The 22498-nt window shown below is 62.5% G+C and carries 23 protein-coding genes and 1 tRNA gene; 8 read left to right on the top strand and 16 right to left on the bottom strand.

Features of this window, described 5'->3' with window-relative positions:
• The first annotated feature begins 42 nt into the window (after nucleotides 1-42).
• Nucleotides 43-648 carry an invasion associated locus B family protein gene (locus FJ960_RS06325; protein WP_246672640.1) on the top strand — a complete coding sequence of 202 codons (606 nt, stop codon included), beginning with the start codon at nucleotides 43-45 and terminating at the stop codon, nucleotides 646-648.
• 326 nt (nucleotides 649-974) lie between these two features.
• On the opposite strand, the gene FJ960_RS06320 is transcribed toward FJ960_RS06325, so the two are convergent.
• Nucleotides 975-1051: transfer RNA gene (locus FJ960_RS06320), tRNA-Met, on the bottom strand.
• Nucleotides 1052-1290: 239 nt separating this feature from the next.
• Here FJ960_RS06320 and FJ960_RS06315 point away from each other — a divergent pair.
• Nucleotides 1291-2256, top strand: coding sequence for a Gfo/Idh/MocA family oxidoreductase (locus tag FJ960_RS06315; protein ID WP_140712574.1), 966 nt, complete (start codon nucleotides 1291-1293; stop codon nucleotides 2254-2256).
• Between the two features lie 42 nt (nucleotides 2257-2298).
• Here the strand turns inward: FJ960_RS06315 and mnmA are convergent, their stop codons facing one another.
• On the bottom strand, nucleotides 2299-3489 hold the full coding sequence (gene mnmA, locus FJ960_RS06310) for a tRNA 2-thiouridine(34) synthase MnmA (protein ID WP_140712572.1): 1191 nt from the start codon (nucleotides 3487-3489) through the stop codon (nucleotides 2299-2301).
• A 285-nt stretch (nucleotides 3490-3774) separates the two neighbouring features.
• On the opposite strand from mnmA, the gene FJ960_RS06305 reads away from it, so the two are divergent.
• Nucleotides 3775-4050 carry a DUF1153 domain-containing protein gene (locus FJ960_RS06305; protein WP_006203587.1) on the top strand — a complete coding sequence of 92 codons (276 nt, stop codon included), beginning with the start codon at nucleotides 3775-3777 and terminating at the stop codon, nucleotides 4048-4050.
• Between the two features lie 62 nt (nucleotides 4051-4112).
• On the opposite strand, the gene FJ960_RS06300 is transcribed toward FJ960_RS06305, so the two are convergent.
• Both FJ960_RS06300 and FJ960_RS06290 read right to left on the bottom strand, forming a co-directional pair.
• Nucleotides 4113-4853 (bottom strand): NADP-dependent oxidoreductase, encoded by a 741-nt coding sequence (locus FJ960_RS06300; protein WP_246672638.1) that lies wholly within the window; start codon nucleotides 4851-4853, stop codon nucleotides 4113-4115.
• Nucleotides 4854-5117: 264 nt separating this feature from the next.
• Entirely contained in the window at nucleotides 5118-5495 is a 378-nt protein-coding gene (locus tag FJ960_RS06290; protein WP_027146385.1) for a flagellar export protein FliJ, read from the bottom strand.
• A 451-nt stretch (nucleotides 5496-5946) separates the two neighbouring features.
• Here FJ960_RS06290 and ctrA point away from each other — a divergent pair, with 451 nt between their 5' ends.
• Complete coding sequence (gene ctrA, locus FJ960_RS06285; RefSeq protein WP_006203583.1) at nucleotides 5947-6642, top strand: cell cycle two-component system response regulator CtrA; 696 nt, start codon at nucleotides 5947-5949, stop codon at nucleotides 6640-6642.
• A 160-nt stretch (nucleotides 6643-6802) separates the two neighbouring features.
• Here the strand turns inward: ctrA and FJ960_RS06280 are convergent, their stop codons facing one another.
• Together FJ960_RS06280 and FJ960_RS06275 are read right to left on the bottom strand one after the other, a co-directional pair.
• On the bottom strand, nucleotides 6803-7171 hold the full coding sequence (locus tag FJ960_RS06280) for a response regulator (RefSeq protein WP_140504796.1): 369 nt from the start codon (nucleotides 7169-7171) through the stop codon (nucleotides 6803-6805).
• Between the two features lie 244 nt (nucleotides 7172-7415).
• Nucleotides 7416-8045 carry a histidine phosphotransferase family protein gene (locus FJ960_RS06275; RefSeq protein WP_027146387.1) on the bottom strand — a complete coding sequence of 210 codons (630 nt, stop codon included), beginning with the start codon at nucleotides 8043-8045 and terminating at the stop codon, nucleotides 7416-7418.
• Between the two features lie 385 nt (nucleotides 8046-8430).
• Between FJ960_RS06275 and FJ960_RS06270 the strand changes: the two genes are divergently transcribed.
• On the top strand, nucleotides 8431-8967 hold the full coding sequence (locus FJ960_RS06270) for an EipA family protein (protein ID WP_245262388.1): 537 nt from the start codon (nucleotides 8431-8433) through the stop codon (nucleotides 8965-8967).
• A gap of 153 nt (nucleotides 8968-9120) precedes the next feature.
• Nucleotides 9121-10275 (top strand): hypothetical protein, encoded by a 1155-nt coding sequence (locus tag FJ960_RS06265; protein WP_140712570.1) that lies wholly within the window; start codon nucleotides 9121-9123, stop codon nucleotides 10273-10275.
• A gap of 41 nt (nucleotides 10276-10316) precedes the next feature.
• On the opposite strand, the gene FJ960_RS06260 is transcribed toward FJ960_RS06265, so the two are convergent.
• From FJ960_RS06260 to FJ960_RS06240, 5 genes are all read right to left on the bottom strand, one after another.
• Nucleotides 10317-11111 carry an RNA methyltransferase gene (locus FJ960_RS06260; protein ID WP_140712568.1) on the bottom strand — a complete coding sequence of 265 codons (795 nt, stop codon included), beginning with the start codon at nucleotides 11109-11111 and terminating at the stop codon, nucleotides 10317-10319.
• Between the two features lie 119 nt (nucleotides 11112-11230).
• A complete protein-coding gene (locus FJ960_RS06255) occupies nucleotides 11231-11575 on the bottom strand; it encodes a metalloregulator ArsR/SmtB family transcription factor (protein WP_027146391.1) in 345 nt (114 codons plus the stop codon).
• Between the two features lie 164 nt (nucleotides 11576-11739).
• The gene (locus tag FJ960_RS06250) at nucleotides 11740-12507 is read right to left on the bottom strand and encodes a HugZ family protein (protein WP_140712566.1); all 768 of its coding nucleotides are present in this window, start codon (nucleotides 12505-12507) and stop codon (nucleotides 11740-11742) included.
• Between the two features lie 105 nt (nucleotides 12508-12612).
• Complete coding sequence (locus tag FJ960_RS06245) at nucleotides 12613-13374, bottom strand: 3-hydroxyacyl-CoA dehydrogenase (RefSeq protein ID WP_140712564.1); 762 nt, start codon at nucleotides 13372-13374, stop codon at nucleotides 12613-12615.
• Between the two features lie 146 nt (nucleotides 13375-13520).
• On the bottom strand, nucleotides 13521-14045 hold the full coding sequence (locus FJ960_RS06240; RefSeq protein ID WP_027146394.1) for an N-acetyltransferase: 525 nt from the start codon (nucleotides 14043-14045) through the stop codon (nucleotides 13521-13523).
• A 267-nt stretch (nucleotides 14046-14312) separates the two neighbouring features.
• Here FJ960_RS06240 and FJ960_RS06235 point away from each other — a divergent pair, with 267 nt between their 5' ends.
• Nucleotides 14313-15305: a glutathione S-transferase family protein gene (locus FJ960_RS06235; protein ID WP_140712562.1), complete on the top strand. Its 993-nt coding sequence runs from the start codon at nucleotides 14313-14315 to the stop codon at nucleotides 15303-15305.
• Between the two features lies 1 nt (nucleotide 15306).
• Here FJ960_RS06235 and FJ960_RS06230 read toward each other — a convergent pair whose 3' ends face one another.
• The gene (locus tag FJ960_RS06230) at nucleotides 15307-15804 is read right to left on the bottom strand and encodes an NUDIX domain-containing protein (protein ID WP_140712560.1); all 498 of its coding nucleotides are present in this window, start codon (nucleotides 15802-15804) and stop codon (nucleotides 15307-15309) included.
• A 53-nt stretch (nucleotides 15805-15857) separates the two neighbouring features.
• Here FJ960_RS06230 and FJ960_RS06225 point away from each other — a divergent pair, with 53 nt between their 5' ends.
• A complete protein-coding gene (locus tag FJ960_RS06225) occupies nucleotides 15858-16787 on the top strand; it encodes a metallophosphoesterase (protein ID WP_140712558.1) in 930 nt (309 codons plus the stop codon).
• Here FJ960_RS06225 and FJ960_RS06220 read toward each other — a convergent pair.
• From FJ960_RS06220 to leuA, 4 genes are all read right to left on the bottom strand, one after another.
• Nucleotides 16771-17385: a hypothetical protein gene (locus FJ960_RS06220; protein ID WP_140712556.1), complete on the bottom strand. Its 615-nt coding sequence runs from the start codon at nucleotides 17383-17385 to the stop codon at nucleotides 16771-16773. The two genes, FJ960_RS06225 and FJ960_RS06220, sit on opposite strands and share 17 nt — an antisense overlap.
• A 110-nt stretch (nucleotides 17386-17495) precedes the next feature.
• Nucleotides 17496-18296: an alpha/beta fold hydrolase gene (locus FJ960_RS06215; protein WP_140712554.1), complete on the bottom strand. Its 801-nt coding sequence runs from the start codon at nucleotides 18294-18296 to the stop codon at nucleotides 17496-17498.
• A gap of 205 nt (nucleotides 18297-18501) precedes the next feature.
• Nucleotides 18502-20274 carry a tetratricopeptide repeat protein gene (locus FJ960_RS06210; RefSeq protein ID WP_140712552.1) on the bottom strand — a complete coding sequence of 591 codons (1773 nt, stop codon included), beginning with the start codon at nucleotides 20272-20274 and terminating at the stop codon, nucleotides 18502-18504.
• Between the two features lie 248 nt (nucleotides 20275-20522).
• Nucleotides 20523-22262, bottom strand: a complete 1740-nt coding sequence (gene leuA, locus FJ960_RS06205; protein WP_140712550.1) for a 2-isopropylmalate synthase — start codon at nucleotides 22260-22262, stop codon at nucleotides 20523-20525.
• Nucleotides 22263-22498: the final 236 nt, after the last annotated feature.

The raw sequence follows: 22498 nt of genomic DNA, 5'->3' as shown, positions 1-22498 counted from the left end.
CGACGAGGCATCGGGCACAGCCTGGTCAGAATGCGCCCAGATGTGCGCATTCTCTGCCGTTCGCATCCTGGGCGGACCGAATTTTTGAAAGATGGAAACAAGATGAAACGAAACAGACGAGTTGGATATGCCACGCTGATCGCCGCAAGCCTGCTTTCCTTTGCTGCCGCATTCGCGCAAGACGCCTCCGGTCTCCCCGGCGGGGCGACCTCGCTGCGGGAAGGGCATGGGGACTGGACCGTCTCCTGCAATCTCGCCACCCAGAACAACGCCGGCGTCAAGGTCTGCGCTCTGTCGCAGGAGCAGACGGATAGTCAGTCGCGCCAACGCGTTCTGGCGATGGAACTGCGCCCGGCAGGCGAGACGGTTCAGGGAACGCTGGTGCTGCCGTTCGGCCTGGCGCTGGAAAAGGGCGTGACGCTGCAGATCGATGACGGTCTCGTGCTGCCGCCGCTCCGCTTCCGCACCTGCCTTCCGGGCGGCTGCATCGTGGATTTGGCTTTTGATGCCGAGACGTTGGCAACCCTGCGCGAGGGCAAAAGCCTCAAGGTCAAGGTGGTCGCGGACGGCGGCAAGGAGACCAACCTTGCGCTCTCGCTGAACGGCTTCCCCAGCGCCGTCGACAGAACGGTGACACTGCTGAAGTGATATCACTGACCGGTTCATGATGAGCCGGTTTGCCGAGATCCTCTTGGGCTTAAATTAGGCCGAGTGTCTCAATCAACACCCGGCTTCCGGCCGCCGAATGCAAGGTCCGCTTTTTGCCCAATTATCCCGAGAGTCGACGTTCCGCCTTCGGCCCCAAAGGCGACATCAGAACATCTGCTCTGCAAAGACCGCTTCGGGCGCATTTGCGACGTTCGTTGGCACCACAAGGTAGCAAGGCTCGGCCCTGAAATCATTGAAGATTTTTCGGACAGGGCGCTACCAAATGCTCATGTTTTTATTGTGATTTCAATAGCTTATAAGTAGGTTGGTAGCGGGAGAGGGACTTGAACCCCCGACCCCAGGATTATGATTCCCGTGCTCTAACCAACTGAGCTACCCCGCCAGGGCGGCGACAAGCCCGAAATCCGCCTTAAATCGAAAGGCATTTCGAGGCGTTCGCCAAGGTCGCGCGGATATAAGGTTGGGAGGGCGAGCCTGTCAAGCTTCGATGCATTCGATATCGGCGCATATTCTCCATGGAGAAAAGCTTTGCCGCGCGAACACCTGCTTGCAGCCGCCGGGGTTGAGTTCGACGGGGCACGTCGCTATGTCTCGGCCACGAGTTTTTAGAGTTTGAAACAGATGAAGCCGCGCATTGCAGTCCTCGGTTGCGGATACTGGGGCTCCAACCACATCCGCACCCTCAAGGCGCTCGGCGCGTTGCACGCGGTTTCCGACACCAATCGTGCCCGCGCCGAAGGTTTCGCCAGCGAACAGGACTGCCTGGCGATCGCGCCGGACCAGCTGTTCGTCCGCGATGACATCGACGCCATCATCATGGCCTTGCCGCCGCAGTTCCATGCCGATCTTGCCGTGCGCGCCGTCGAGAACGGCAAGGACGTGCTGGTGGAAAAGCCGATCGCGCTGACGGTGCCGGATGCCGAGCGCGCGGTGCGGGCGGCCAAGGACAATGGCCGCGTCTACATGGTTGGCCATGTCCTGCGCTTCCATCCCGCCTTCGAGACGCTCAAAGCCCTGATCGACAAGGGCGAGCTCGGCGAGGTCCGCTACATCCATTCGCACCGGCTGGGGCTCGGCAAGTTCCATACCGAGAACGATGCGCTATGGGACCTCGCGCCGCACGATCTGTCGATGATCCTGGCCATCACCGGCACCGAGCCGATCGAGGTGCGCGGCGAGGGGGCGGCACTCCTCGACAATCTCAGCGATTTCGCGCATCTGCATATGCGCTTTCCCAACGGCCTGCGCAGCCATCTTTTCACGTCGCGGCTCAACCCCTATCGCGAGCGGCGGCTGACCGTGGTCGGCACCAAGGCGATGGCGGTGTTCGACGATGTCGAGCCATGGGAGCGCAAGCTCGCCGTCTACCGCCACGCGGTGTGGCAGGACAGTGGCCAGTGGGCGTTCACCACCAACGAGCCATCCTATGTCGCGGTTGCCCAGGGCATGCCGCTGACGCGCGAACTGGAGCATTTCATCCAGTGCATCGAGACGCGCGCCGAACCACGCACCAGCGGCGAGGAGGCGATCAGGGTGCTGCGCATCCTGACGGCCGGCACCGTCACCCACACCAAATCCACATCCTGAGGGAGGGCCGCGTCGTACCTCTGATGCGACGGGCAGGGAGAGCTACTCGGCGGGAATTTGCGCCGGCTTTTCGGCGAGCCGGCTCAGCATCGCTTCGGCTTCGGCGCCGCGCTCTGAGCGCACGATGAAGCCGCCGCCGAAGACGCGGGCCTCATTGCCGTCGTCGGAATAGAGCACGCAGGCCTGTCCGGGCGCGATGCCCGATTCGCCATCGGCCAGCTCGACCGAGGTCACGCCTGCCTCGTGGCGCAGCACGGCCGGTCGTGGCGGCCTGGTCGAGCGCACCTTGGCGAACAGCTCGATGCCGCCGGCGGGCACATCGGCGAGCGCGGCGTCTCCCAACCAGTTCATGTTGCGCAGATAGATCTTGTGCGTCTCCAGCGCTTCGCGCGGGCCGACCACGACACGGGCGCGCTCGGCGTCCAGATGGACGACATAGAGCGGCTCGCCGGACGCGATGCCGATGCCACGGCGCTGGCCGATCGTGTAGCGCAGAATGCCCTCGTGGCGGCCGAGCACGCGGCCGTCGATATGGACGATGTCGCCCGGGTTGGCGGCAGCCGGCTTCAGCTTGGCTATGATGTCGGAATATTTGCCCTGCGGCACGAAGCAGATGTCCTGGCTGTCCTGTTTGGCGGCGACCGTCAGCCCCATCTCCTCGGCGATGTCGCGAACCTGCGGCTTCGACAGGCCGCCGAGCGGAAAGCGCAGATAATCGATCTGCGCCTGCGTGGTGGCGAACAGGAAATAGCTCTGGTCGCGGTCGGCGTCGACCGGCCGGTAGAGGGCGCGGTGGGCGCCATTGGCCCCGGAGCGGATGTAGTGGCCGGTGGCCAGCGCGTCGGCGCCGAGATCCTTGGCCGTGGCCAGAAGATCGGCGAATTTGACCGTCTGGTTGCAGGAAACGCAAGGAATGGGTGTTTCGCCGGCGACATAGCTCTCGGCGAAGGGGTCGATGACCGCCTTGCGGAACCGCTCCTCATAATCGAGCACATAATGCGGAATACCCAGCGTCTCGGAGACGCGGCGGGCATCGTCGATGTCCTGGCCGGCGCAGCACGATCCGGCCCGATGCGTTGCCGCGCCATGATCATAGAGCTGCAAGGTGACGCCGACGACATCATAGCCCTCGCGCTTCAACAGGCCGGCGACCACGGATGAATCGACGCCGCCCGACATGGCGACGACAATGCGGGTCTCTTCGGGACGTCTGGGAAGGTCGAGACTGTTCATGGTGCTTTCATTCTGCGGCAGCTCAAATGCCAATGTCGAGAATATAGGTCAAGCTTTCATGCGGCGCCAGCTTGCAGGACGACCGCGGCGTATGGCGAACGCTGTGAGTGGGTACATTCCTTCCGGCTAAAACAGGGTTTCCAGCCGGATATTTCAAATGCCCGCTAAAAGACTAACGCGGCGTTCACGATCCTTACCTAGTCATTAGGGTCTGCTTAGGCAATTTTTAAAGCTGTGGCGGTAACGTGGCGGGGATTGGGTCTTGAGTTTTTTGTAGAGAGTACGATGACCGATCTGGTTAGACCTAGAGTCAAATACGTTATCGGGCCTGACGGCAGCCCTCTTACGATTGCCGATCTGCCGCCGACGAACACGCGTCGCTGGGTTATCCGGCGCAAGGCGGAAGTGGTTGCAGCGGTGCGCGGCGGACTTTTGAGCCTTGAAGAGGCATGCCAGCGCTACAAGCTGACCACGGAGGAATTCCTGTCCTGGCAAGCGTCGATCGACGAATACGGCCTTGCCGGGCTGCGCACCACGCGCATCCAGCAATACCGGCACTAGGCCGGTCTCAGCACGATAGAAGGGCGCGGCATGCCGCGCCCTTTTGCTTTCGGCGTCGCCGCTCAGACCGTCAGCGCTACCTTGCCGATCGGCTTGGTGGCGAGAAAGGCGTGGGCGGCTCCCGCCTGGCCGAGCGGAAAAGTCCTGGCCACGTGGACCGCAAGCTTTTGCGCGTCGACCAACCCGGCGAGCTCAAGCAGGCCCTCGCGGTCGGGCACGACCGACATGCGCTCGACCCTGATATCGCGCGAACTGGCGTCGGGGCGGGTGGCGTCACTGACGTCGAGCAATGATACCAGCACGCCGCCGGGCTTCAGCACCTTCAGCGAGCGATCGGCATGGTCGCCGCCCAACGGCTCCAGCACCAGGTCGATGTCCCTGATCTGGCTGGTGAAATCACCCTTGGTGTAGTCGATCACCTCACCGGCGCCGAGCTTGTGTACGAAGTCGAGCTTGCCCGGGCTGGCCGTGGCGACGACGTAAGCACCACGCGCCTTGGCGATCTGCACGGCCAGATGGCCAACGCCGCCAGCTCCGGCGTGCACCAGCACGCGCTGGCCTGATTTCAGTCGGCCATGGCGGACAAGACCTTGCCAGGCGGTGAGACCGGCCAGCGGCAATGCGCCGGCCTGGATGTGGTCCGCCCGCGTCGGCTTCAGCGCGATCTCATCGGCCGGCACGGCCGCCAGTTCGGCGTAGGCTGCGGCCTGCTTGGGGAAGCGCGGCATGCCGAACACTTCGTCGCCGACCTTGAAGCTGGTGACGCCGGCGCCAGTGCCTCGACCGTCCCCGTATCCGGTCATTCCGCCGCGCGTCGAATATGAACTGACCGAGCTCGGCCTCAACTGGCGGGACTGCTTACCTAGATCAGATCATGGGCGGAGCAGCATGCGCCCGATATCAAGGATGCCCGCGCAAGGGCGATCGCCGGAAACGAGGTGGACTGGGCTGCCTAGGTCTTGCGTGCCACCTGCGCTTTCGTGGCGGCCGCCGGCCCCGGAATTCAGGCTGTCGCCCGACAGGGTGTGCGCTTGTGCGCGCGCCAAATAGCGCCGATGTCGGCTGGTTCAGCCGATCATGGCGCTGCGGCCACCGGTTTCGGCTTCGCGAATCTTGGTATCGCGCGATTCCAGCATCTCAGCCTTGGAAAGCTCCGCTTCAGCTTCGCCGAGTAATGATTCGGCGGCGCTTCGCTGCTGGGCGAGGTCGCCTTGCGAGTTCCTGAGATTGTCGCGGCGCAGGCGCGCGGCCTTGGCGAAGGTCGGATAGGCGAAATGATTGATATCTGTGATGCCGGCTTTCTTTTCCTCGGCGGTGATCTGAAGCTCCAGTTCGACGGCCATGCGCTCGAACTCGGCGATCATCATGTCGAGTTGCAGCATCTGGCGACGCTTCTCATTCACCTGAAACTGTTTCAGCCGAACGAGGTTTTCACGTGACTTCATGATTCGGTACTCCCGGAAACGCACACCCGCACATATCGTCCAAACCACTTGAAAAGGCCCAAGCGCTGCCCGTATCCACCGGCTTTCCCCGCACTATAGGAAACAAAACCCTAAAGTTTTTTGCCGACGGTAACCATTCGTTTACGGGCATTGTTAATCATACGTGTCAGGGCTTAAGGCCGGGTAAAAATTCCGGCCGCCGAAGCGAAGCCGCGTCGATGAGTCCCTGGAGTCACTTAGTCCAGGTTATTAATGTGTCGCATTAGGAATTTTGGTCTGTGATTCGTTATTAGATTCAAGAGGGTGTAGAAAGGGGTTAAAAAATCTGATACCGTATTGGACGGGAAATTAGGTTTTGTTAACCATTCGATGGCAGCCTCTATACCAGGCAACCACTGCTCCGGGGCAGGACGGGTCGTGAAATGGTCCGGCGGCAGAAAAGGGGAATGAAATGCGTGTTCTGCTGATAGAAGATGACAGTGCAACCGCACAAAGCATCGAGTTGATGCTGAAATCGGAAAGTTTCAACGTCTATACGACAGACCTCGGCGAAGAGGGTGTCGATCTGGGCAAGCTCTACGACTACGACATCATCCTGCTCGACCTCAACCTGCCAGACATGTCTGGCTACGAGGTCTTGAGAACGCTTCGCCTCTCCAAGGTAAAGACGCCCATCCTGATCCTCTCCGGCATGGCCGGCATCGAGGACAAGGTACGCGGCCTCGGTTTCGGCGCTGACGACTACATGACCAAGCCGTTCCACAAGGACGAGCTGGTGGCGCGCATTCACGCCATCGTGCGCCGCTCCAAGGGTCACGCCCAGTCGGTCATCACCACGGGCGATCTGGTCGTCAACCTCGACGCCAAGACCGTCGAGGTCGGTGGCCAGCGCGTGCACCTCACCGGCAAGGAATACCAGATGCTGGAGCTGCTCTCGCTGCGCAAGGGCACCACCCTCACCAAGGAAATGTTCCTCAACCACCTCTATGGCGGCATGGACGAGCCGGAACTGAAGATCATCGACGTCTTCATCTGCAAGCTGCGCAAGAAGCTCGACGCCGCGTCCGGTGGCCAGAACTACATCGAGACCGTCTGGGGCCGCGGCTATGTGCTGCGCGAACCGGAAGACATCCGCGTCAGCGCCTGAGCGCGACCGGCAGAGCTTTTCTTAAAAAACCTGGCCATGTGAACTGACCCCCGAAAGTTGGACGCAACCTTCGGGGGTTTTGCATTGTGGACTGATAATTATTTGTTTTTGCACTGCGAGGCGGCGGACCGCCACGCGATTTGCCTGGCGTAGCTTCCGTTCAGGCCGCGATCTTCAAAGCACGAAAGCGTTCGAGCAGTTGCGGGCGATTAAAGGGCTTCAACAGATAGCCCTGGGCGCCGGCGCGCTTGGCCCGCATGATCGACGCGATATCGAGCTCGACCAGTGAGATCAGGATCTGCGGCTTGATCGGGCTTTCCATCGCGCGCAGGCGCCGGATGAGGTCGATCGCCTGCACGTCCGGCAGGGCGCCATCGATGACTATGATGTCGGGCATGTCGGCGGCGCACATCTCCAGTGCGTCAAGCCCGCTGGCTGCCTCGATGACCATCATGTCGGAACCGCCCAGGATGCGTTTTGCAACCTTCCTGATGACGCTTGAATCGTCGACGAACATGCAGCGTTTCATTTCCGGGTCCTCTTTGCCCTTGGACAATCCGGTCGTGCGGGGCATCTGCGGCGTAGCCTAGACCTATCTGGTAAAGAAGCTGAAAAGCCGTTAGGTAAAATTTTTGCAAAGATGCCGTTAGGCTAATTTTTCCTTGCGGATGCTTCGACGTTGCCGGCGTGTCAAAGATCATCGCGCCCGATTGCCGTGTCAATAAAATATTTCAGATTGAAATACTTTGTTCGGTCGCGCTGCCGCGCCGATTTCAGACCACTGAAAGGACTATTTCTTCAGCCGTTGCATGGATCGAAATCGTCATGTTGGCCTCGCGGGCCAGCAGCAGCGTGTAATAGGGCTGCACCGAATGAGCGTCGATCGGCTCCTCCGGCTTGTGACCGGAATGCAGTTCGAGGAATTTCGGCGGCACACGCAGCATCGGCCCGCTTGCCGAAAGCGAAAAACGCGGCTCGGTTTCGAGATTTTCGAGCGTCACCACCAGCTTGCCGCCGCGCGGAATGGCGGCATTGGCGACCAGGAGCAGGTTGAGCAGCAGCTTGACCTTGTTCTTGGGCAGCAGCGCGCGGATTCCGTTCCAGACCAATTCGGGCTTTTCGTTTTTGAGGAAGGCAATGGCGACGGCCTCGGCATCTCCGGTATCGATCATCATGCCCGCCGAACCGGCGGCGCCGAAGGCGATCCGGGCGAACTGCAAGCGAGCCGAGGCGTTCTTCGCACTCTGGCGGATGAGCCGCATGGCGTCTTCGTCGGCGCCGCCCTCGTCGAGCAGTTCAAGCCCGTTATTGATCGCGCCGACCGGCGAGATGATGTCGTGGCAGACGCGGCTGCACAAAAGCGCCGCCAGATCGGGAGCGGAAAGGGTGAACAGTTCGGCCATCGGCGAAATCCCTGCAAAATCTTCCAGTTCGTGGCCGAGCGATCGATCTTCGCGCCTGCCCACACGAATCACGCTTCAACCCAAGGCTTTCTGAATACACAGCGCCCGCGCATGCAGCAACAAATCCAAATTGTCGTCATGGCATATGGCGCATTCACGCAGGCTGCGTGTCCCCTTGAGCGGCCAAACAGCCTTCGAACCGCCATCTTCCTGTGGGAGTTTAATGGTTGAAAAAGGATTACGGCATAGTTTGCCCCTAACAGTCATCCTTAACGGCCGCCTAAAGAGCCGTACGGATGCGAGGCGTCGGCGAAAGTGCTTCATGACGGAGATTGGAAGCATGTTTTCCCGATTGTATGACCGGAGTTTTCTCCGTGCCCTCTCAATGGCGTTCACGCTCATGGGCGTTCTCGTCTTCACGACATCGCCCTTGCGGGCCCAGGAGTACACCGCTCAGGAGATTGTCGATTCCGGCCACAAGTTCTTCGGCGCGACGTCGGGCGGGTTGGCCACGGTCGTGGAGAAGATTTTCGCCTCCTACGGTTTGCCTAACGGCTATCTGCTCGGCGAGGAGGGATCCGGTGCGCTGATCGGCGGCCTGACCTATGGCGAAGGCACGCTCTACACCAAGAATGCCGGCGATCACAAAGTGTTCTGGCAAGGCCCGTCGCTGGGCTGGGATTTCGGCGGCGAGGGGTCACGCGTGATGATGCTGGTCTACAATCTCGACGATGTCGGCAATCTCTACAATCGCTATGGCGGCGTCGCCGGTTCGGCCTATGTGGTGGCGGGTGTCGGCTTCAACGTGCTGAAGAACAACAATGTGCTGCTGGTGCCGATCCGTACCGGCGTCGGCGCCCGGCTCGGCGTCAATCTCGGCTACTTGAAACTGACCGAGCGGGCGACCTGGAACCCGTTCTGATCTGTCCGATGATGAAGACGTGGACCGTTCGACCGGATTCCCGAGCCACGACCCGAATGAGCCGCGGCAAGCCCTTGCCGCGGTGCCGGATTTCCGCCATGCCAAGATGGCACAGTCCAGCCTTCCAAGTTGTCGTCGATAACGGGTAGTCCTTTGGTTCAGTCGGTCCTGTTCTTTGCCCTTGGCTTTCTCTGTGCCGGCTTTCTGGCGCTGATGGTGGCTCCGGCCGTCTGGCGGCGTGCCGTCGCCCTGACCCGCAGGCGCATCGAAGCCTCTATCCCGCTGACGCGAGCTGAAATCCAAGCCGACAAGGACCGGATCCGGGCCGAGTACGCCATGTCGACGCGCCGACTTGAAATCAACGTCAAGACGTTGCGCGAGAAAGTGGCCGAACAACTCGTCGAGATCAATCGCGGCCACGAGGCGCTGAAGGGGCTGGCGGTCGAGCGCACGGAGAAGAACCATGCGCTCGCCGAACTCGGCGCCAAGAGCGAAGCGTTGCGGCAGCGCGAAGAAGAACTGCATCAGCTTTCGGAGCGGCTCAAGGAAACCGAACGAAAACTGGAAAGGCGGGCGCTCGATCTCGAGAAGCTGGAGCACATGTATGACGATGCCAGTTTTGCCTCCAGCAGCCGCCAGATCGAGCTCGTGGCCCGCGAATCCGAATTGCAGAAGCTTGCCAGCGACATCTCGCTGCTGCGCGGCCAGCGCAAGGAAGCGGACCGGCGCAGCCAGGAGATCGCGGCCGAAAGCAAGGCCGCACGCGATGCCCTGAAGGCCGAGAAGAGAAGGGCCGCCGAACTCGACAAGAAGGTCGAGCGGCTGCTCGCAACGCTCGCCGACCGTGAGGACAAGCTTGATCGGCGCGAAAAGGAGTTGGCGCGGTTGCGGGAAAAAGCGAAAGCCGAGGACGGCGCATCGGCCTTGCGGCTGGTCGGCAAGCCCGATGAAGCGGGTCGGCACGACGAGGCCGGCAAGCGCGACGACGTGGACCGGGCGATTGCCAGGCTCGACGGCGACCGCGAGCGGCTGGAGGCCAGGCTTATGGCGCTGGCGCGTGAGAACAAGCGCCTGAAGGCGGACCTCGGCGCCGCGGCATCGTTGGGCTTGACGAATGGCAATGGCGCCGCGCTGCGTGAGCAGATGAACGAACTGGCTGCGGAGGTCGTCCATCTGACTGCCAAGCTCGAGGGCCCTGATTCGCAGATCGCCAAGGCGCTGGCGGCACCGCAGGAAAACCGCTCCGCCGGCCATGACCGCAGCCTCGCCGACCGCGTGCGCGCCTTGCAGAAAGCAGAAGCCGACTGACGCGGTGCGGGCTAGCCGCCTTCGTCGCACTCAAATCATCGTCAGTGCGAGAAATGATGCAGGGCAATGGCCGAGGCGGCAGCGACGTTCAAACTGTCGAAGCCTTTCGACATGGTGATCCGTACCGTTTGCAAGCGGGAAAGCAGGCTTTCGGGCAGGCCTTCACCCTCGGTGCCGAGATAGAGCGCCAGCCGCTCGCCGCGCGGTGCATCGCGAATGTCGATCCGGCCGCGCGGTGACAGTGCGAACTGGTCATAGCCCCGCCGATCGAGACCCGCCGTGAATTCCGCCGTGTCGGTGAAGGACGCGAAAGGGATCTTGAGCGCGGCGCCGACCGAAACCCGGATCGCCTTGCGGTACAGCGGGTCGCAGCATGTCGTGTCCATCAGCACCGCGTCGGCGCCGAAAGCGGCGGCATTGCGGAAGATCGAACCCATATTGTCATGGTTGGCGATGCCGACAAGCACGACGACCAGAGCTTGGGCGGGCAAGGCATCCAGCAATGAGGCGGCCGGGTGCGGTGCTTCCTTGCGGCCGATGGCCAGGATGCCGCGATGCATATGGAATCCGGCAATCGCGTCCATCACCGCACCGGCGACGACGTAGACCGGCAGGTCCGCTTGTGCCTTGCGCAGCATGTCCTCCAGGCCGCCAAGCCTGTTTTCCAGGATCAGGATGGATTCGGCGCTGAAGCGGCGCGACGACAAAAGCAGGTCGAGCACCACCTTGCCTTCGGCGACGAAACGGCCTTGCCGGCCCGCCAGATCGCGCTCGCGGATATCGAGATAGGCAGCGACGCGCGGGTCGCGTGGATCGTCGATGCGTATTGGGTCCATGTCCCGCTCAACAATCATGTCCCGCTCAACAATAAAGAGCGTGGCTCGTGTGCCGGGAAAGACACACGAGCCACGCTCCGGAGATCGTCAGCGAGGTAAGCGGCCGCGGCAGCGTGCGGTCAAGTCCCGGCGCGGCGCAACCTCTGCGCCATCTGGGACAGATCTTCCTTGCCGCTGCCGAAAATGCCATCCAGCATGGTGAGCAGTTCGCGCACCGCATCGGATTTGCAGGAATAGTAGATCATCTGACGATCGCGCCGGGTGTCCACGATGTCGAGCGCCCGCAACTTGGCCAGGTGCTGCGAGAGAGCGGATTGGCTGAGCATCACCTTTTCGGCGATGGCGCCGACCGACATTTCACCGTCGATCAGATAGCTCATGATCAACAGCCGTTTTTCGTTGCCCATCAGCATCAGAAATTCGGCAGCCGATTCGGCGTTGGCGATTAGCTTTGTCGAGACCATTGATGCCCCATGCTGTTTGCTCATCGAGGCGCCATGGGGGCAATGGTGCCTGAATCCATAAATTCACTTGTGAAGGTGCCGACGAGTCAGCACCACATCCAAGCCTAGAACATTTCTTTCAAATCTCAAGCGTTGCTTTTGATCAAATGCAATTTAGTCGCGTCTTATACCTCCGATGCGGCCCTGCCGGCCCTGGCCATGGCAACCAGAACGGGACGCAGTTCCGACGCCATCATCAACGGTTGTGGAAAAAATACCCGGCAAGTATTGTCCCCCGACACCAGATCGATGCCTTCGGCGTCCAAACCGGCAATGGTCCAGCCGTCGCCGGGTGCCTTGGCGAAATGACGGGCATAGACGGCGATAGCGTCGAGATGGTCCGCATTCATGTGCTCGACGGCCGATTGTTCGCTTCCGGCGAGTTCCTCGATGATGGGCCCAATGGTGAGAAGGTCGAGCCGTTCGAGCTGATAGGCCTTGCCGAAGCCGCCGTTGAGGCTGGCGTGTTGCGGCTCAAGGCGAAAGATCGAAAAGTCGCCGAGCCCGACATAGAGGCTCGCCTTGGGATTGCGGTTGAGATAGCGGCGCTCGGCACGGGCATGCGCCTGCTCGCCGCGCTCCAGCCGCGATGCCTGGCAGGCCAGCGTCAGCCGCGGATGCGCCAGCGGATCGCCTTTGCCGGGCTCGCCGAGCAGCAGGGAACAGCGCGGATCGGCAAGCAGCGCTGACGTGTGCGCCGCGAGCATCGACACCAGGACAAGCGGTGCGCCGTCGATGTCGGTGGCGATGCCGACCCGGCTCGCCAGTGGCGATCCGGTCCTTGGTTCCAGCACCGCCAGGGCGCCGAAGCGGGCGCTGCGCAGAAGCGTTTTCGCCAACCGGATCGCCTCGGCGTCGGTCTCGCGGATCACATCCTTCTTCCGGTCGCCCAAGGTTCTCGTCCTGCTAAGTTGATTTTCCTATTCCACTTATCGGCCGACGTGCCGAACTTGGCAAGGGGAGGCACCCGCCGCATTTCGCACCTTTGGGCGCACGCTCTATTTCGGCGCCATGCGGATGGCGCCGTCGAGACGGATGGTCTCGCCGTTCAGCATCTGGTTTTCGACAATGTGCAGGGCAAGCGCGGCATATTCGGATGGTTCGCCAAGGCGGGACGGGAAGGGCACGGCGGCGCCCAGCGAATCTTGCACGTCCTGCGGCATGCCGGCCATCATCGGCGTCTTGAAGATGCCAGGCGCGATGGTGCAGACCCGGATGCCGGAACGGGCGAGATCACGCGCCACCGGCAGCGTCATGCCGACCACGCCGCCCTTGGAGGCGGAATAGGCCGCCTGGCCGATCTGCCCGTCATAGGCGGCGACCGAGGCGGTGTTGACGATGACGCCGCGCTCGCCGCCCTGCAGCGGCTCGAGTTTCGCGGCGCGGTCGGCAACCAGGCGGATCATATTGAAGGTGCCGATCAGATTGACCTCGATAACCTTGCGGTACTGGTCGAGCGGATGGGGTCCATCCTTGCCGATCGTCTTCACCCCGATGGCGATGCCGGCGCAATTGACCAGAATGCGCGGCTCGCCCAGCCTGGCGGCGACATCGGCGAGGGCGGCGGCGCCATTGTCGGCACTTGCAACATCGCATTGGACGGCGATGCCGCCGACCTCGGCAGCAACCTTGGCCGCGCGCTCGATGCCGACATCGAGGATGGCGACGCGGGCCCCTTTGGCGGCAAGCGCGCGAGCGGTCGCCTCGCCGAGGCCGGAGCCGCCGCCGGTCACGATCGCGATCTGGCCGTTGGGGGTCATGCGTCATCCTTCCTGTGAGTATGGGCTTTTCTATGAAAACAGGGACGGATCAGGCCCGGATCGACCGACAAGGTCAAGATGGAGCAGTTCGCCGTCTTGCAGAAACGGCGAACTGCGGAACCCGTTCATACCTTCCTGGAGCTGTCCTAGGCGTGCTCGGCGACCCTGGCCTGGCTGGCGTGACCGACCTCGCCCATGAGCCTGGCAACCGCGCCCGGCGTGATCTCGTGCGACAAAAGGCGGTCGAGGTCGACAGGCCTCGGCATCGAGATCTGGCCGCGTGGAATGCGCTTGAAGCCGAGCGGCCCGTAATAGGGCTCGTCGCCGACCAGCATCACGGCGGGCGCACCGGCCTTGGCGGCCGCTTCCAGCGCGATTGCCACCAGCCGGCGGCCGATGCCGAGATTCTTGAAGGCGGGCCGCACCGCGAGCGGCCCGAGCATCAGCGCCCGGCCGGCACCGGCCGCAATGCGCGTCATACGCACCGAGGCGACGACGAGGTCGCCGTCGACCGCGACAAAGGACAGCGCGCGCTCGTGGCCGCCGGCCTCGCGGATCTTGTAGGCGGCCAGCACGAAACGGCCGGGGCCGAAGGCCTCGTCGTTGATGGCTTCGATTTCAGGATCGTGCGCCGGAGTTTCCGGCAGGTACTTCACGTCGGCAAGGCTCATGGTCGTTGCGTTCCGGTAGAGGAGGAAAGGTTGCTGCAAACGGCAGCGTTCGCCAGTCAGCGCTTCATCAAGCGCGGGCGCCCTTTCGTCGTCGGTCAAACCGGATCAAGGCAAAGTCGAACATGCGGAGTGTCCGCTAGCATCAATTTTCGCCCGCCGCAATCGACGGCTTCGCTGGCCCTACCGATTGACGGTCTGTTCAGCCCTGGATGATTTCCGCCTTGCCGCATCGCGCCTTACATGACGGGAAACGCGAAAGGACAATTCATGGGATTGCTCGTCGATGGCAAATGGCAGGACCGCTGGTACGACACGAAAAACAGTGGCGGCAAGTTCGTGCGGGCGCAGTCGCAGTGGCGCGACTGGATCACGCGCGACGGCATACCGGTCGAAGGCCGCAGCCGCGGCTTCAGGGCGGAGCCCGGCCGCTATCACCTCTATGTCTCGCTCGCCTGTCCCTGGGCGCACCGGACGCTGATCTTTCGCGCGCTGAAGAAGCTGAACGCCATTATTTCGGTATCGGTGGTGCACCATTTCATGGGTGCTGACGGTTGGACGTTCCTGGCCGAGGACGGCGCGACAGGGGACACGCTCTACGGCCTCGACTTCCTGCACCAGATCTACACCAGCGCCGATCCGGCCTATTCGGGCCGGGTGACGGTGCCGGTGCTATGGGACAAAAAGGAACAGACTATCGTCTCCAACGAATCCTCCGAGATCATTCGGATGCTCAATTCGGCCTTCGACGAATGGGGTGATGCCAGCCTCGATTTTTACCCGGAAGCCTTGCGTGGCGAGATCGACGCAATCAACGCGCTGGTTTATCCCGCCATCAACAATGGCGTCTATCGCGCCGGTTTCGCCACCACGCAAACGGCCTATGAGGAGGCGTTCGGCGAGCTGTTTTCGACGCTCGATGCGCTGGAAGATCGCCTTTCCAGACAACGTTATCTGGTTGGTGACCGCATTACCGAGGCCGACTGGCGGCTGTTCACCACTCTGGTGCGCTTCGACCCGGTCTATGTCGGCCATTTCAAGTGCAACCTGCGCCGCATCGCCGACTATCCGAACCTGTCGAACTATCTGCGCGACCTCTATCAGGTGCCTCGTGTCGCCGAGACGGTGAACCTGCACCACATCAAGGCGCATTATTACGGCAGCCACGCGATCATCAATCCGACCCGGATCATACCGGTCGGGCCGGCGCTCGACTATGGTGCGCGGCATGATCGGGGGCGGTTCAGGAAGGCTGCAGCCTGACCTACCAGTAAGCCGATGCCGGCTCGCCCCTAAAAACCTCAGCGATCCGCCGCAGCGTTGCCGGCGTCGTGCTTTCCGGCAAGCGATCGAGCGGGAAAAAGCCGGCCTCGGCGATTTCATGGTCGGGCAGTTTCGGCGCGGTTTGGCTGAAATGCTCGACCAGGTAGAAGCCGACATGGTCGCGGGGGCTGGCACGGCGGTTGAAATGCATCGATCTGAAAACCGGTGGCGCGGCCAGCGCGATGTTGCCTTCCTCGGCGAGTTCGCGGGCCAGCGCCTCGGTCATCGTCTCGCCGATCTCGACGCCGCCGCCGGGAAGCTGCCAGCCCGGCACATAGGTGTGGCGAATGAGGAAGACGGAATTGTTGGAGGCATCGTGGATCAGGCCGCGCACACCGAGCGTCATCGGCCGTCGCAGCACGAAATAGAGATGGAACAGCCGGGCTCTCAAACCCGCCCAGCCGGTCTGGCGGAAAGGAGCCTCCTCATCGGTCGCCATCAGTAGCGAAACCGTGGGTGGAAAGCCGCGTGCACGTCGCCTATGAAGGAGGAATGTTCAGGCTCGCGCATATTTCCGATGTCCATCTGGGGCCGCTCCCCGATGTATCCTATCGCGATCTCGCGTCCAAGCGCGTGCTCGGCTACGTCAACTGGCAGCGCAATCGCCGTCGCCACATGCACGATGCCGTCATCGACGCCATCGTCACCGACATCAAGGCGCAAAACCCGGACCATCTCGCCGTCACCGGCGACCTCGTCAACCTGGCGCTCGACGGCGAGATCGAGATGGCCAAACACTGGCTCGAGACGCTGGGGCCGCCGCATGATGTTTCGGTCGTGCCGGGAAACCATGATGCCTATGTGCCCGGTGCCTTCGACAAGATCTGCCGGTCATGGGCGGCGTGGATGAGCGGCGACGGTGTTAACACGCCGGTCGACCGCAATGCCTTCCCCTATCTGCGCGTGCGCGGCAACGTCGCGCTGATCGGCGTCTCGACGGCGCGCGCCACGGCGCCTTTCATGGCCAATGGTTTCTTCATGGAGGAGCAGGCGGCTCGGCTCGGCAAGATCCTCGAGAGCACGGCAAAGCAGGGGCTGTTCCGCGCCATCATGATCCATCACCCCCCGGTGCGGGGCGCCGTCTCCCAGCACAAGCGGCTGTTCGGCATAGCCCGCTTTCACAAGATCATCCGCCGTCACGGCGCGGAGCTTGTTCTGCACGGCCATTCACATCTGCCGTCGCTGTTCCAGATCGGACTCCGCGGTGCGAAGGTCCCGTTCGTCGGCGTCGCCGCCGCCGGCCAGGCGCCAGGCGGCAAACATCCCGCCGCGCAGTACAATCTGTTCGAGATCCACGGCGAAAAGGGAAACTGGCGTATCCACCTGACGCGGCGCGGCTTGACCGGGCCGTCCCTACCGCCTGCCGATCTGCAGACCCTGGAGCTCGGTGTCGAGGCCGACGCGGCTATGGCCGCCAGTTGAGAACCATGGCCGCGAGGCGGTCCCAGAACAGCGCAGCCGACACCGCGAGACCAACCAGTCCGCCGGCGGCGATCAGCCCAAGGCCGGACAGGAAGGCCGACCAGCCCTTGCCTTGCGTCGACGCTCGCAACGGCGGCTCGGCTTCCGCGACCTTGGCGCGTCTCATGCCGGCGACCGCCGGCTCGACGCCACCCTCCATCATCCTCTGGCGTTCGACGATGCGCTCGGCGACATAACGCGTCACGGAATCGGCGACAGGTTTCATCTCGGTCGATTCGGCAAGCACGACCCGGCCAACGCGTGTGTCCTTGAGGAAGCGGTAGGTGCGGCGGTCGCGCCCCATCGCGACATGGCTGACGGCGTCGATCCACAGGCGCGGCTGTAGCCCGGAGGAGACGACAAAGTCGAAATTGTCCATGTCGGCCGGAACGTCGGCAAAGACGGGTGCGAGGTCCGCGGCCAGGAGGTCGAGGCGCATGCGGTGCGCCTCGCGCATGTCGACGACGACATCGTCGCGGTCAGCGAAGGCGTTCTTCACGTCACGGATGGCGTCGGACAGTTTGCTTGATGGATCGATCTTCTCGCCTGCGTCCTTCATCGGCGTCGGCCTCGCGGGTTTGGTTAACATGCAGTTAACACAACCGCCGGCAAAATGCACTGGCGAGATCAAGGCGGGGGAGGCGTCCGGGCGGGGTCGCGCGGCACGTGTCAACCGGTCGCGGCGAGTTTCGGTCGCAAGGGCCTGGCGCGGCGGTTCATGTTGCGCTGGATGATCGTGGCGACCAGATCGGGCGCCTCCTCGATCAGCATATGGCCAGCTCCCAGCACGTGGTGCACGTGAAATTGCGCGGGCAGATTATCCGTGTGGGTAAAGGGCAGCACAGAGTCGTCGCTGCCCCATACCACCATCACCGGCATGGCCAGCGTTTCCAACCGGTCGCGCGGGATGACGCCCTGCCGGTCGTCGCTGGTCATGGCGGCAGCAATCTCGATGAGTTTCTCCACTTGGCCGGGTCGCTCGCGCATGTCCCCAAGGGCGTCCACGGTGTGATCGATGGGCCGCGTCAGTGGTCCCGACATCGCGACGAGGCACGCCCGGATGTCGGGTGGGCGCTTTGCGGCGGCAAAGCGGCGCAACAGCGGACCGTTGATCTCCGCGCCGAAGCCGCCAGGCGCCAGAAGCGTCAGCGACGCCACCTTCTGGGGCTCGGCCAGCGCCATCAACGCCGCCACCGCGCCGCCCATCGAGTGGCCCACCAGATGAACGCGCTTCAGAGATCGCGCGGTGAGATCGGCCAGGACGGCCCTTGCCGCCACCTTGGCCGGACCGGCGCCGGGGAAATCGAGCGACTGCCCGTGCCCCGGCAAGTCATAAGCGAGTGTGCGAGCGGCAGGCGACAGCGACGGGACCACTTCGTGCCAAATATCGTGGCAGCCGCCGAAACCATGCAGTAGAACGATGGTCTTCGAACCGGCACCTTGTTCGGTGGCATGAAGCGATGAAATCATGAAGCTGGGGACTTGTTGCAGGGCTATGAGAAACGCGAGACCACGGTCAACTGTGGCTGGATTGCGCCTCGTCCTGCGCCATGGCCAGTAAAATTTTCGCGATTTGTACGGTTGATGACAGAACTCGCCAGCTGACCGATATTCGGTGATCGGTGCGTACGAAATCGACAATGTCAGCGGGACAAGCCGTGGATATCGCTTGGCGTTAGCCAGCGCTGCCGAGTCCGGCGGCGCGTAACGCGCCGACCAAGCGCTCGGTCAGATCGGCCGGATATTTTCGGTCAACGAAGGTCGCGCGCGGATTGGCGGCGAATTTCGGAAATTTGGCGTTCAGCTCGTCGAGCAGCTTGCGCGCCAGATTGTCCTGACCGGCGATCTTGGCGCCGATCAGCCGGGCGGCAAGATAGTGCGATTTCGTTGCGGTTGTTCTCAAAGAGGAACTGGCGATCGCCGCCTTGTTCGTGTCGCCCAGCATGAGTTCGCCGGCGAAAAGTCCAAAATCCCACCATGTCGGATGACCGCTGGAGGCGTCCACGGCCCGGGCCAGGATCGGCGTCCCCTCGGCATACCGGCCGGCGAAAATCAGTCCGTAGCCGTAGGCGGCAGCCATGGCTATATCATAGTGGTTAAGATCGTAGGCCTTGCGCATCCAGCGCAGCGCCTCGTCGGCATTGCCAAGTCGCGAATAGATGTAGCCATAGGCGCGATGCGCGTTGGGGCTGGTCGGTCCCATCTGCACGGCGCGGTGGGCAAATGTAAGCGCCTTGTCGATCGTCGCATCCGGCGGGTAGGCGTAGTGGTCGTTCACGGCCTCGAGCTGCAACGAAGCGAGCTCGGAATAAACCAGCGACGATTTGGCGCCGTTTTCGGCGAGGTTTTCGAGGCAGCGATAGGCGGCCTCGTGGGTCCTGGCGTTCTGGTCGAGATAGTATTTGCCGTTGAACAACAGGCACTGCGTCAGGCCGGCTTGTATGCCGCTCTGTTCGAGATAGCTGTAGATCGTGCCGGATTCGGGAAGAGCGGACGTCAAGATGCCGGCTATACGGCTCTCGACGGCGGTCGGTGCGCTGTCGGCGGCGGTCAGGTTGCGCGACAAAAGCACCCGTCCGGTCGCCACGCTCTGCAGTTCGATCGTGATGTCACCCGTATCCGGTCCAGGCAGAATGTCGAAGATGAAGCTCGTGGCATTGGTGACCGGATCGGTCGTGTCGACCGTGTCGCGACCGATGAAGTCGATCGTATCGAAGCCGCTCAGGCCGGCGCGCAGCGTTGCGGCGACACGGCTGGCATCCGTGCCGCTGGCCTTGACGGCGATGTAGACGAGCGGCAAGTCCTCGCTGGACGACGCGACGCTGCCGGTCAGGCCTGCGGTCTCGAGCGTGGCCGCAAGGTCGCCGCCTGCCAGCAGCGCACCGCTGCCCTGACGCAGGATCAAAACGCCAAGCATGGCGATGACAACGGCGATCGCCATCCAGAAAAATCTAAGGTGACGTGCCACCGCCGGCGCCGGCGCGACCATCGGTGCCGGCAAGGCAGCGGCCGGAATGGCACTTTCGGCAGTGTCGCGTTGCGCCGATGGAGCCGCCGCCGCCGCTCCGTTCTGGATGGCGGATTGGGACGTCTCCGGCAAGCGGATTGCATTGAGCTCATAGGCCGGGACATAGCCGCCGCGCGGAATGGCTATGCGGACAGGCTCGGCAACACCTTCATTGGCAAAATATTGCTGCAGCAAGTCGCGCAGCCGGCCGGCCTGAACCCGCACCACCGCGTCGGTCGAAGGATCGAAATCGCCATCCTTGCCAAAGACATCCATGGCGATGGAAAAGCCCTTGAGCCTATCGGCTTCGCCTGCCTGTTCGCGCTCGACAAGATAGCGCAGCAGCTTGCGTGCCCGTTCGGATCTTCCGAACGTTTCGCTGGCAAGCAGTCGCTCCAATGTTTCGCGCACTGCGGGGGCGGCAGGCGTGGCATGCTGCAAGTGTCGATCCTCTCGAAGTCGGCACAGGTTAAGGCACGGATCATATAAGGCCCGCACCGCCATACAAGTATACACGCATTATGCGATCGCGTACCTCACCGGATATTTTTCCGGTGGTTAACGTCCGGGCCGGTGTCGGTCACGGGATGGTCGTGGGAGGCCAGTCGAGGCCAAAGCCTTGTGCGGGCTTGAAAAAATGGCGGCGCGAGGGGAGCTGCTCCTGCCTCCCGCGCCGCCGACCGCCGATGCTATCGCGCCTTGCGGCCGACGATACGGTTGGCCGCCGACGTCACCGCTTCCAGCGAAGCGGCGACGATGTTGGTGTTGATGCCGGCGCCGAACAGCTTGCCGCCGGGATATTCCATCTCGACATAGGAGATTGCCGACGCATTCGAGCCGCGCTGCATCGAATGCTCGGAATAATCGAGCACCGACATCTCGACGCCGACATGGCGCGACAGCGCATCGACGAAGCCGTCGATCGGGCCGGTGCCGGTGCCCGATATCGTCATTTCCTTGCCATTGTCGAGGATGACCGCCTCGACCACGCGCCGGCCCTTCACCTCGGTATCCGGATAGGTGTGGTGGTCGAGGAATTTCAGCCGGGCGCCCGGCTGGTCGACATAGGTTTCGAGGAAGCGGTCATGAATACGCTTTGCCGGCACTTCCTTGCCTTCGGCGTCGGTGATCGCCTGGATCGCCTGGCTGAACTCGATCTGCAGGTTGCGCGGCAAATTAAGGCCGTAATCGGCCTGCAGCACATAGGCGATGCCGCCCTTGCCCGACTGCGAGTTGATGCGGATGATGGCCTCATAGCTGCGGCCGACATCGGCCGGATCGATCGGCAGGTACGGCACTTCCCAATGCGGCGTGTTGGCCTTCTTCAGCGCCTTCATGCCCTTGTTGATGGCGTCCTGGTGCGAGCCGGAAAAGGCGGTGTAGACGAGCTCGCCGACATAGGGATGGCGCTCGGGAATCTTCAGCTGGTTCGAATATTCGTAGACGTCCTTCATCCGGTTGATGTCGGAGCAGTCGATGCCGGGATCGACGCCTTGCGTGTACATGTTGAGCGCCAGCGTGACGATGTCGACATTGCCGGTGCGCTCGCCATTGCCGAACAGCGTGCCTTCGACGCGATCGGCGCCGGCCATCAGGCCGAGTTCGGTCGTGGCGATGCCGGTGCCGCGGTCATTGTGCGGATGTAGCGAGATGATCAGGTTTTCGCGGTTGTCGAGATTGCGACACATCCACTCGATGCGGTCGGCATAGATATTGGGCGTCGACATCTCGACCGTCGACGGCAGATTGATGATCAGCTTGTTGTCAGGCGTCGGCCTGACGATCTCAGTGACGGCGTTGCAAATCTCCAGCGCGACCTCGAGCTCGGTGCCGGTGAAGCTCTCCGGCGAATATTCGAAGCGATAGCCGCCGCCGGCCTTGGCCGCCATCTCGGTGATCATCTTGGCGGCGTCGGTGGCGATGCGCTTGATGCCGCCGACATCTTTCTCGAAGACGACACGGCGCTGCAACTCGCTGGTCGAGTTGTAGAAATGCACGATCGGGTTGGTGGCGCCCTTCAGCGCCTCGAAGGTGCGGCTGATCAGTTCGGGCCGGCACTGTACCAGCACCTGCAACGACACATCGGCCGGCACATTGCCTTCCTCGATGCACCAGCGGGCGAAATCGAAATCGGTCTGCGAAGCCGACGGGAAGCCGATCTCGATCTCCTTGAAGCCCATGTCGAGCAGCAGGCCGAACATGCGCGCCTTGCGCTCGTGGCCCATCGGATCGATCAGCGCCTGGTTGCCGTCGCGCAGGTCGACCGAGCACCAGATAGGCGCCTTGTCGATGACCTTCGAGGGCCAGGTCCGGTCGGTGAGGCCGACGGTAGGGTAGGGCTGATATTTTCGGGCTGCGTCCGGCATGCCCCGGCCACCTTGCTTGCCGGTAGCGGCCTCGCTGGCGCGGATGTCTTCTCGTGCGTTCATCGTCGTTTCTCCCGGCGGCTGGCGGGTCCACCTTTCAGGCGGATGTGGTGCCAAGCGGCGCCTTTACCAGAATTTCGTTCGCTTGATATGATTTGCCAAGGAGCATGCGCTTGCGCGGCGGTTCGACCGCCGGGCGCTCCTTCAGCGAACCCGGCGATCGCCGATAAGGCCGAGAAGAAGCAGGGTCGAGGCAAGCGCGCGCACGGTCTCGCCGGCAAAGCCGGTCCGACGGGAAG

It is taken from the genome of Mesorhizobium sp. B2-3-11, from assembly GCF_006442215.1.
GTDB lineage: Bacteria > Pseudomonadota > Alphaproteobacteria > Rhizobiales > Rhizobiaceae > Mesorhizobium > Mesorhizobium salmacidum.
The sequence above is the reverse complement of the archived record's forward strand: the minus strand, read 5'-3'. Positions and strand labels throughout refer to the sequence as shown.

Excerpts from the sequence above, each read along its gene's own strand:
- FJ960_RS06255 (WP_027146391.1), bottom strand. The coding sequence starts at position 11,575 with ATGGTCTCGACAAAGCTAATCGCCAACGCCGAATCGGCTGCCGAATTT.
- FJ960_RS06315 (WP_140712574.1), top strand. The coding sequence starts at position 1,291 with ATGAAGCCGCGCATTGCAGTCCTCGGTTGCGGATACTGGGGCTCCAAC.
- FJ960_RS06215 (WP_140712554.1), bottom strand. The coding sequence starts at position 18,296 with ATGATTTCATCGCTTCATGCCACCGAACAAGGTGCCGGTTCGAAGACC.
- leuA (WP_140712550.1), bottom strand. The coding sequence starts at position 22,262 with ATGAACGCACGAGAAGACATCCGCGCCAGCGAGGCCGCTACCGGCAAG.
- ctrA (WP_006203583.1), top strand. The coding sequence starts at position 5,947 with ATGCGTGTTCTGCTGATAGAAGATGACAGTGCAACCGCACAAAGCATC.
- FJ960_RS06245 (WP_140712564.1), bottom strand. The coding sequence starts at position 13,374 with ATGACCCCCAACGGCCAGATCGCGATCGTGACCGGCGGCGGCTCCGGC.
- FJ960_RS06230 (WP_140712560.1), bottom strand. The coding sequence starts at position 15,804 with ATGGCGACCGATGAGGAGGCTCCTTTCCGCCAGACCGGCTGGGCGGGT.
- FJ960_RS06240 (WP_027146394.1), bottom strand. The coding sequence starts at position 14,045 with ATGAGCCTTGCCGACGTGAAGTACCTGCCGGAAACTCCGGCGCACGAT.
- FJ960_RS06225 (WP_140712558.1), top strand. The coding sequence starts at position 15,858 with ATGTTCAGGCTCGCGCATATTTCCGATGTCCATCTGGGGCCGCTCCCC.
- FJ960_RS06270 (WP_245262388.1), top strand. The coding sequence starts at position 8,431 with ATGGCGTTCACGCTCATGGGCGTTCTCGTCTTCACGACATCGCCCTTG.
- FJ960_RS06290 (WP_027146385.1), bottom strand. The coding sequence starts at position 5,495 with ATGAAGTCACGTGAAAACCTCGTTCGGCTGAAACAGTTTCAGGTGAAT.
- FJ960_RS06275 (WP_027146387.1), bottom strand. The coding sequence starts at position 8,045 with ATGGCCGAACTGTTCACCCTTTCCGCTCCCGATCTGGCGGCGCTTTTG.
- FJ960_RS06260 (WP_140712568.1), bottom strand. The coding sequence starts at position 11,111 with ATGGACCCAATACGCATCGACGATCCACGCGACCCGCGCGTCGCTGCC.
- FJ960_RS06220 (WP_140712556.1), bottom strand. The coding sequence starts at position 17,385 with ATGAAGGACGCAGGCGAGAAGATCGATCCATCAAGCAAACTGTCCGAC.
- mnmA (WP_140712572.1), bottom strand. The coding sequence starts at position 3,489 with ATGAACAGTCTCGACCTTCCCAGACGTCCCGAAGAGACCCGCATTGTC.
- FJ960_RS06300 (WP_246672638.1), bottom strand. The coding sequence starts at position 4,853 with ATGACCGGATACGGGGACGGTCGAGGCACTGGCGCCGGCGTCACCAGC.
- FJ960_RS06235 (WP_140712562.1), top strand. The coding sequence starts at position 14,313 with ATGGGATTGCTCGTCGATGGCAAATGGCAGGACCGCTGGTACGACACG.
- FJ960_RS06305 (WP_006203587.1), top strand. The coding sequence starts at position 3,775 with ATGACCGATCTGGTTAGACCTAGAGTCAAATACGTTATCGGGCCTGAC.
- FJ960_RS06280 (WP_140504796.1), bottom strand. The coding sequence starts at position 7,171 with ATGAAACGCTGCATGTTCGTCGACGATTCAAGCGTCATCAGGAAGGTT.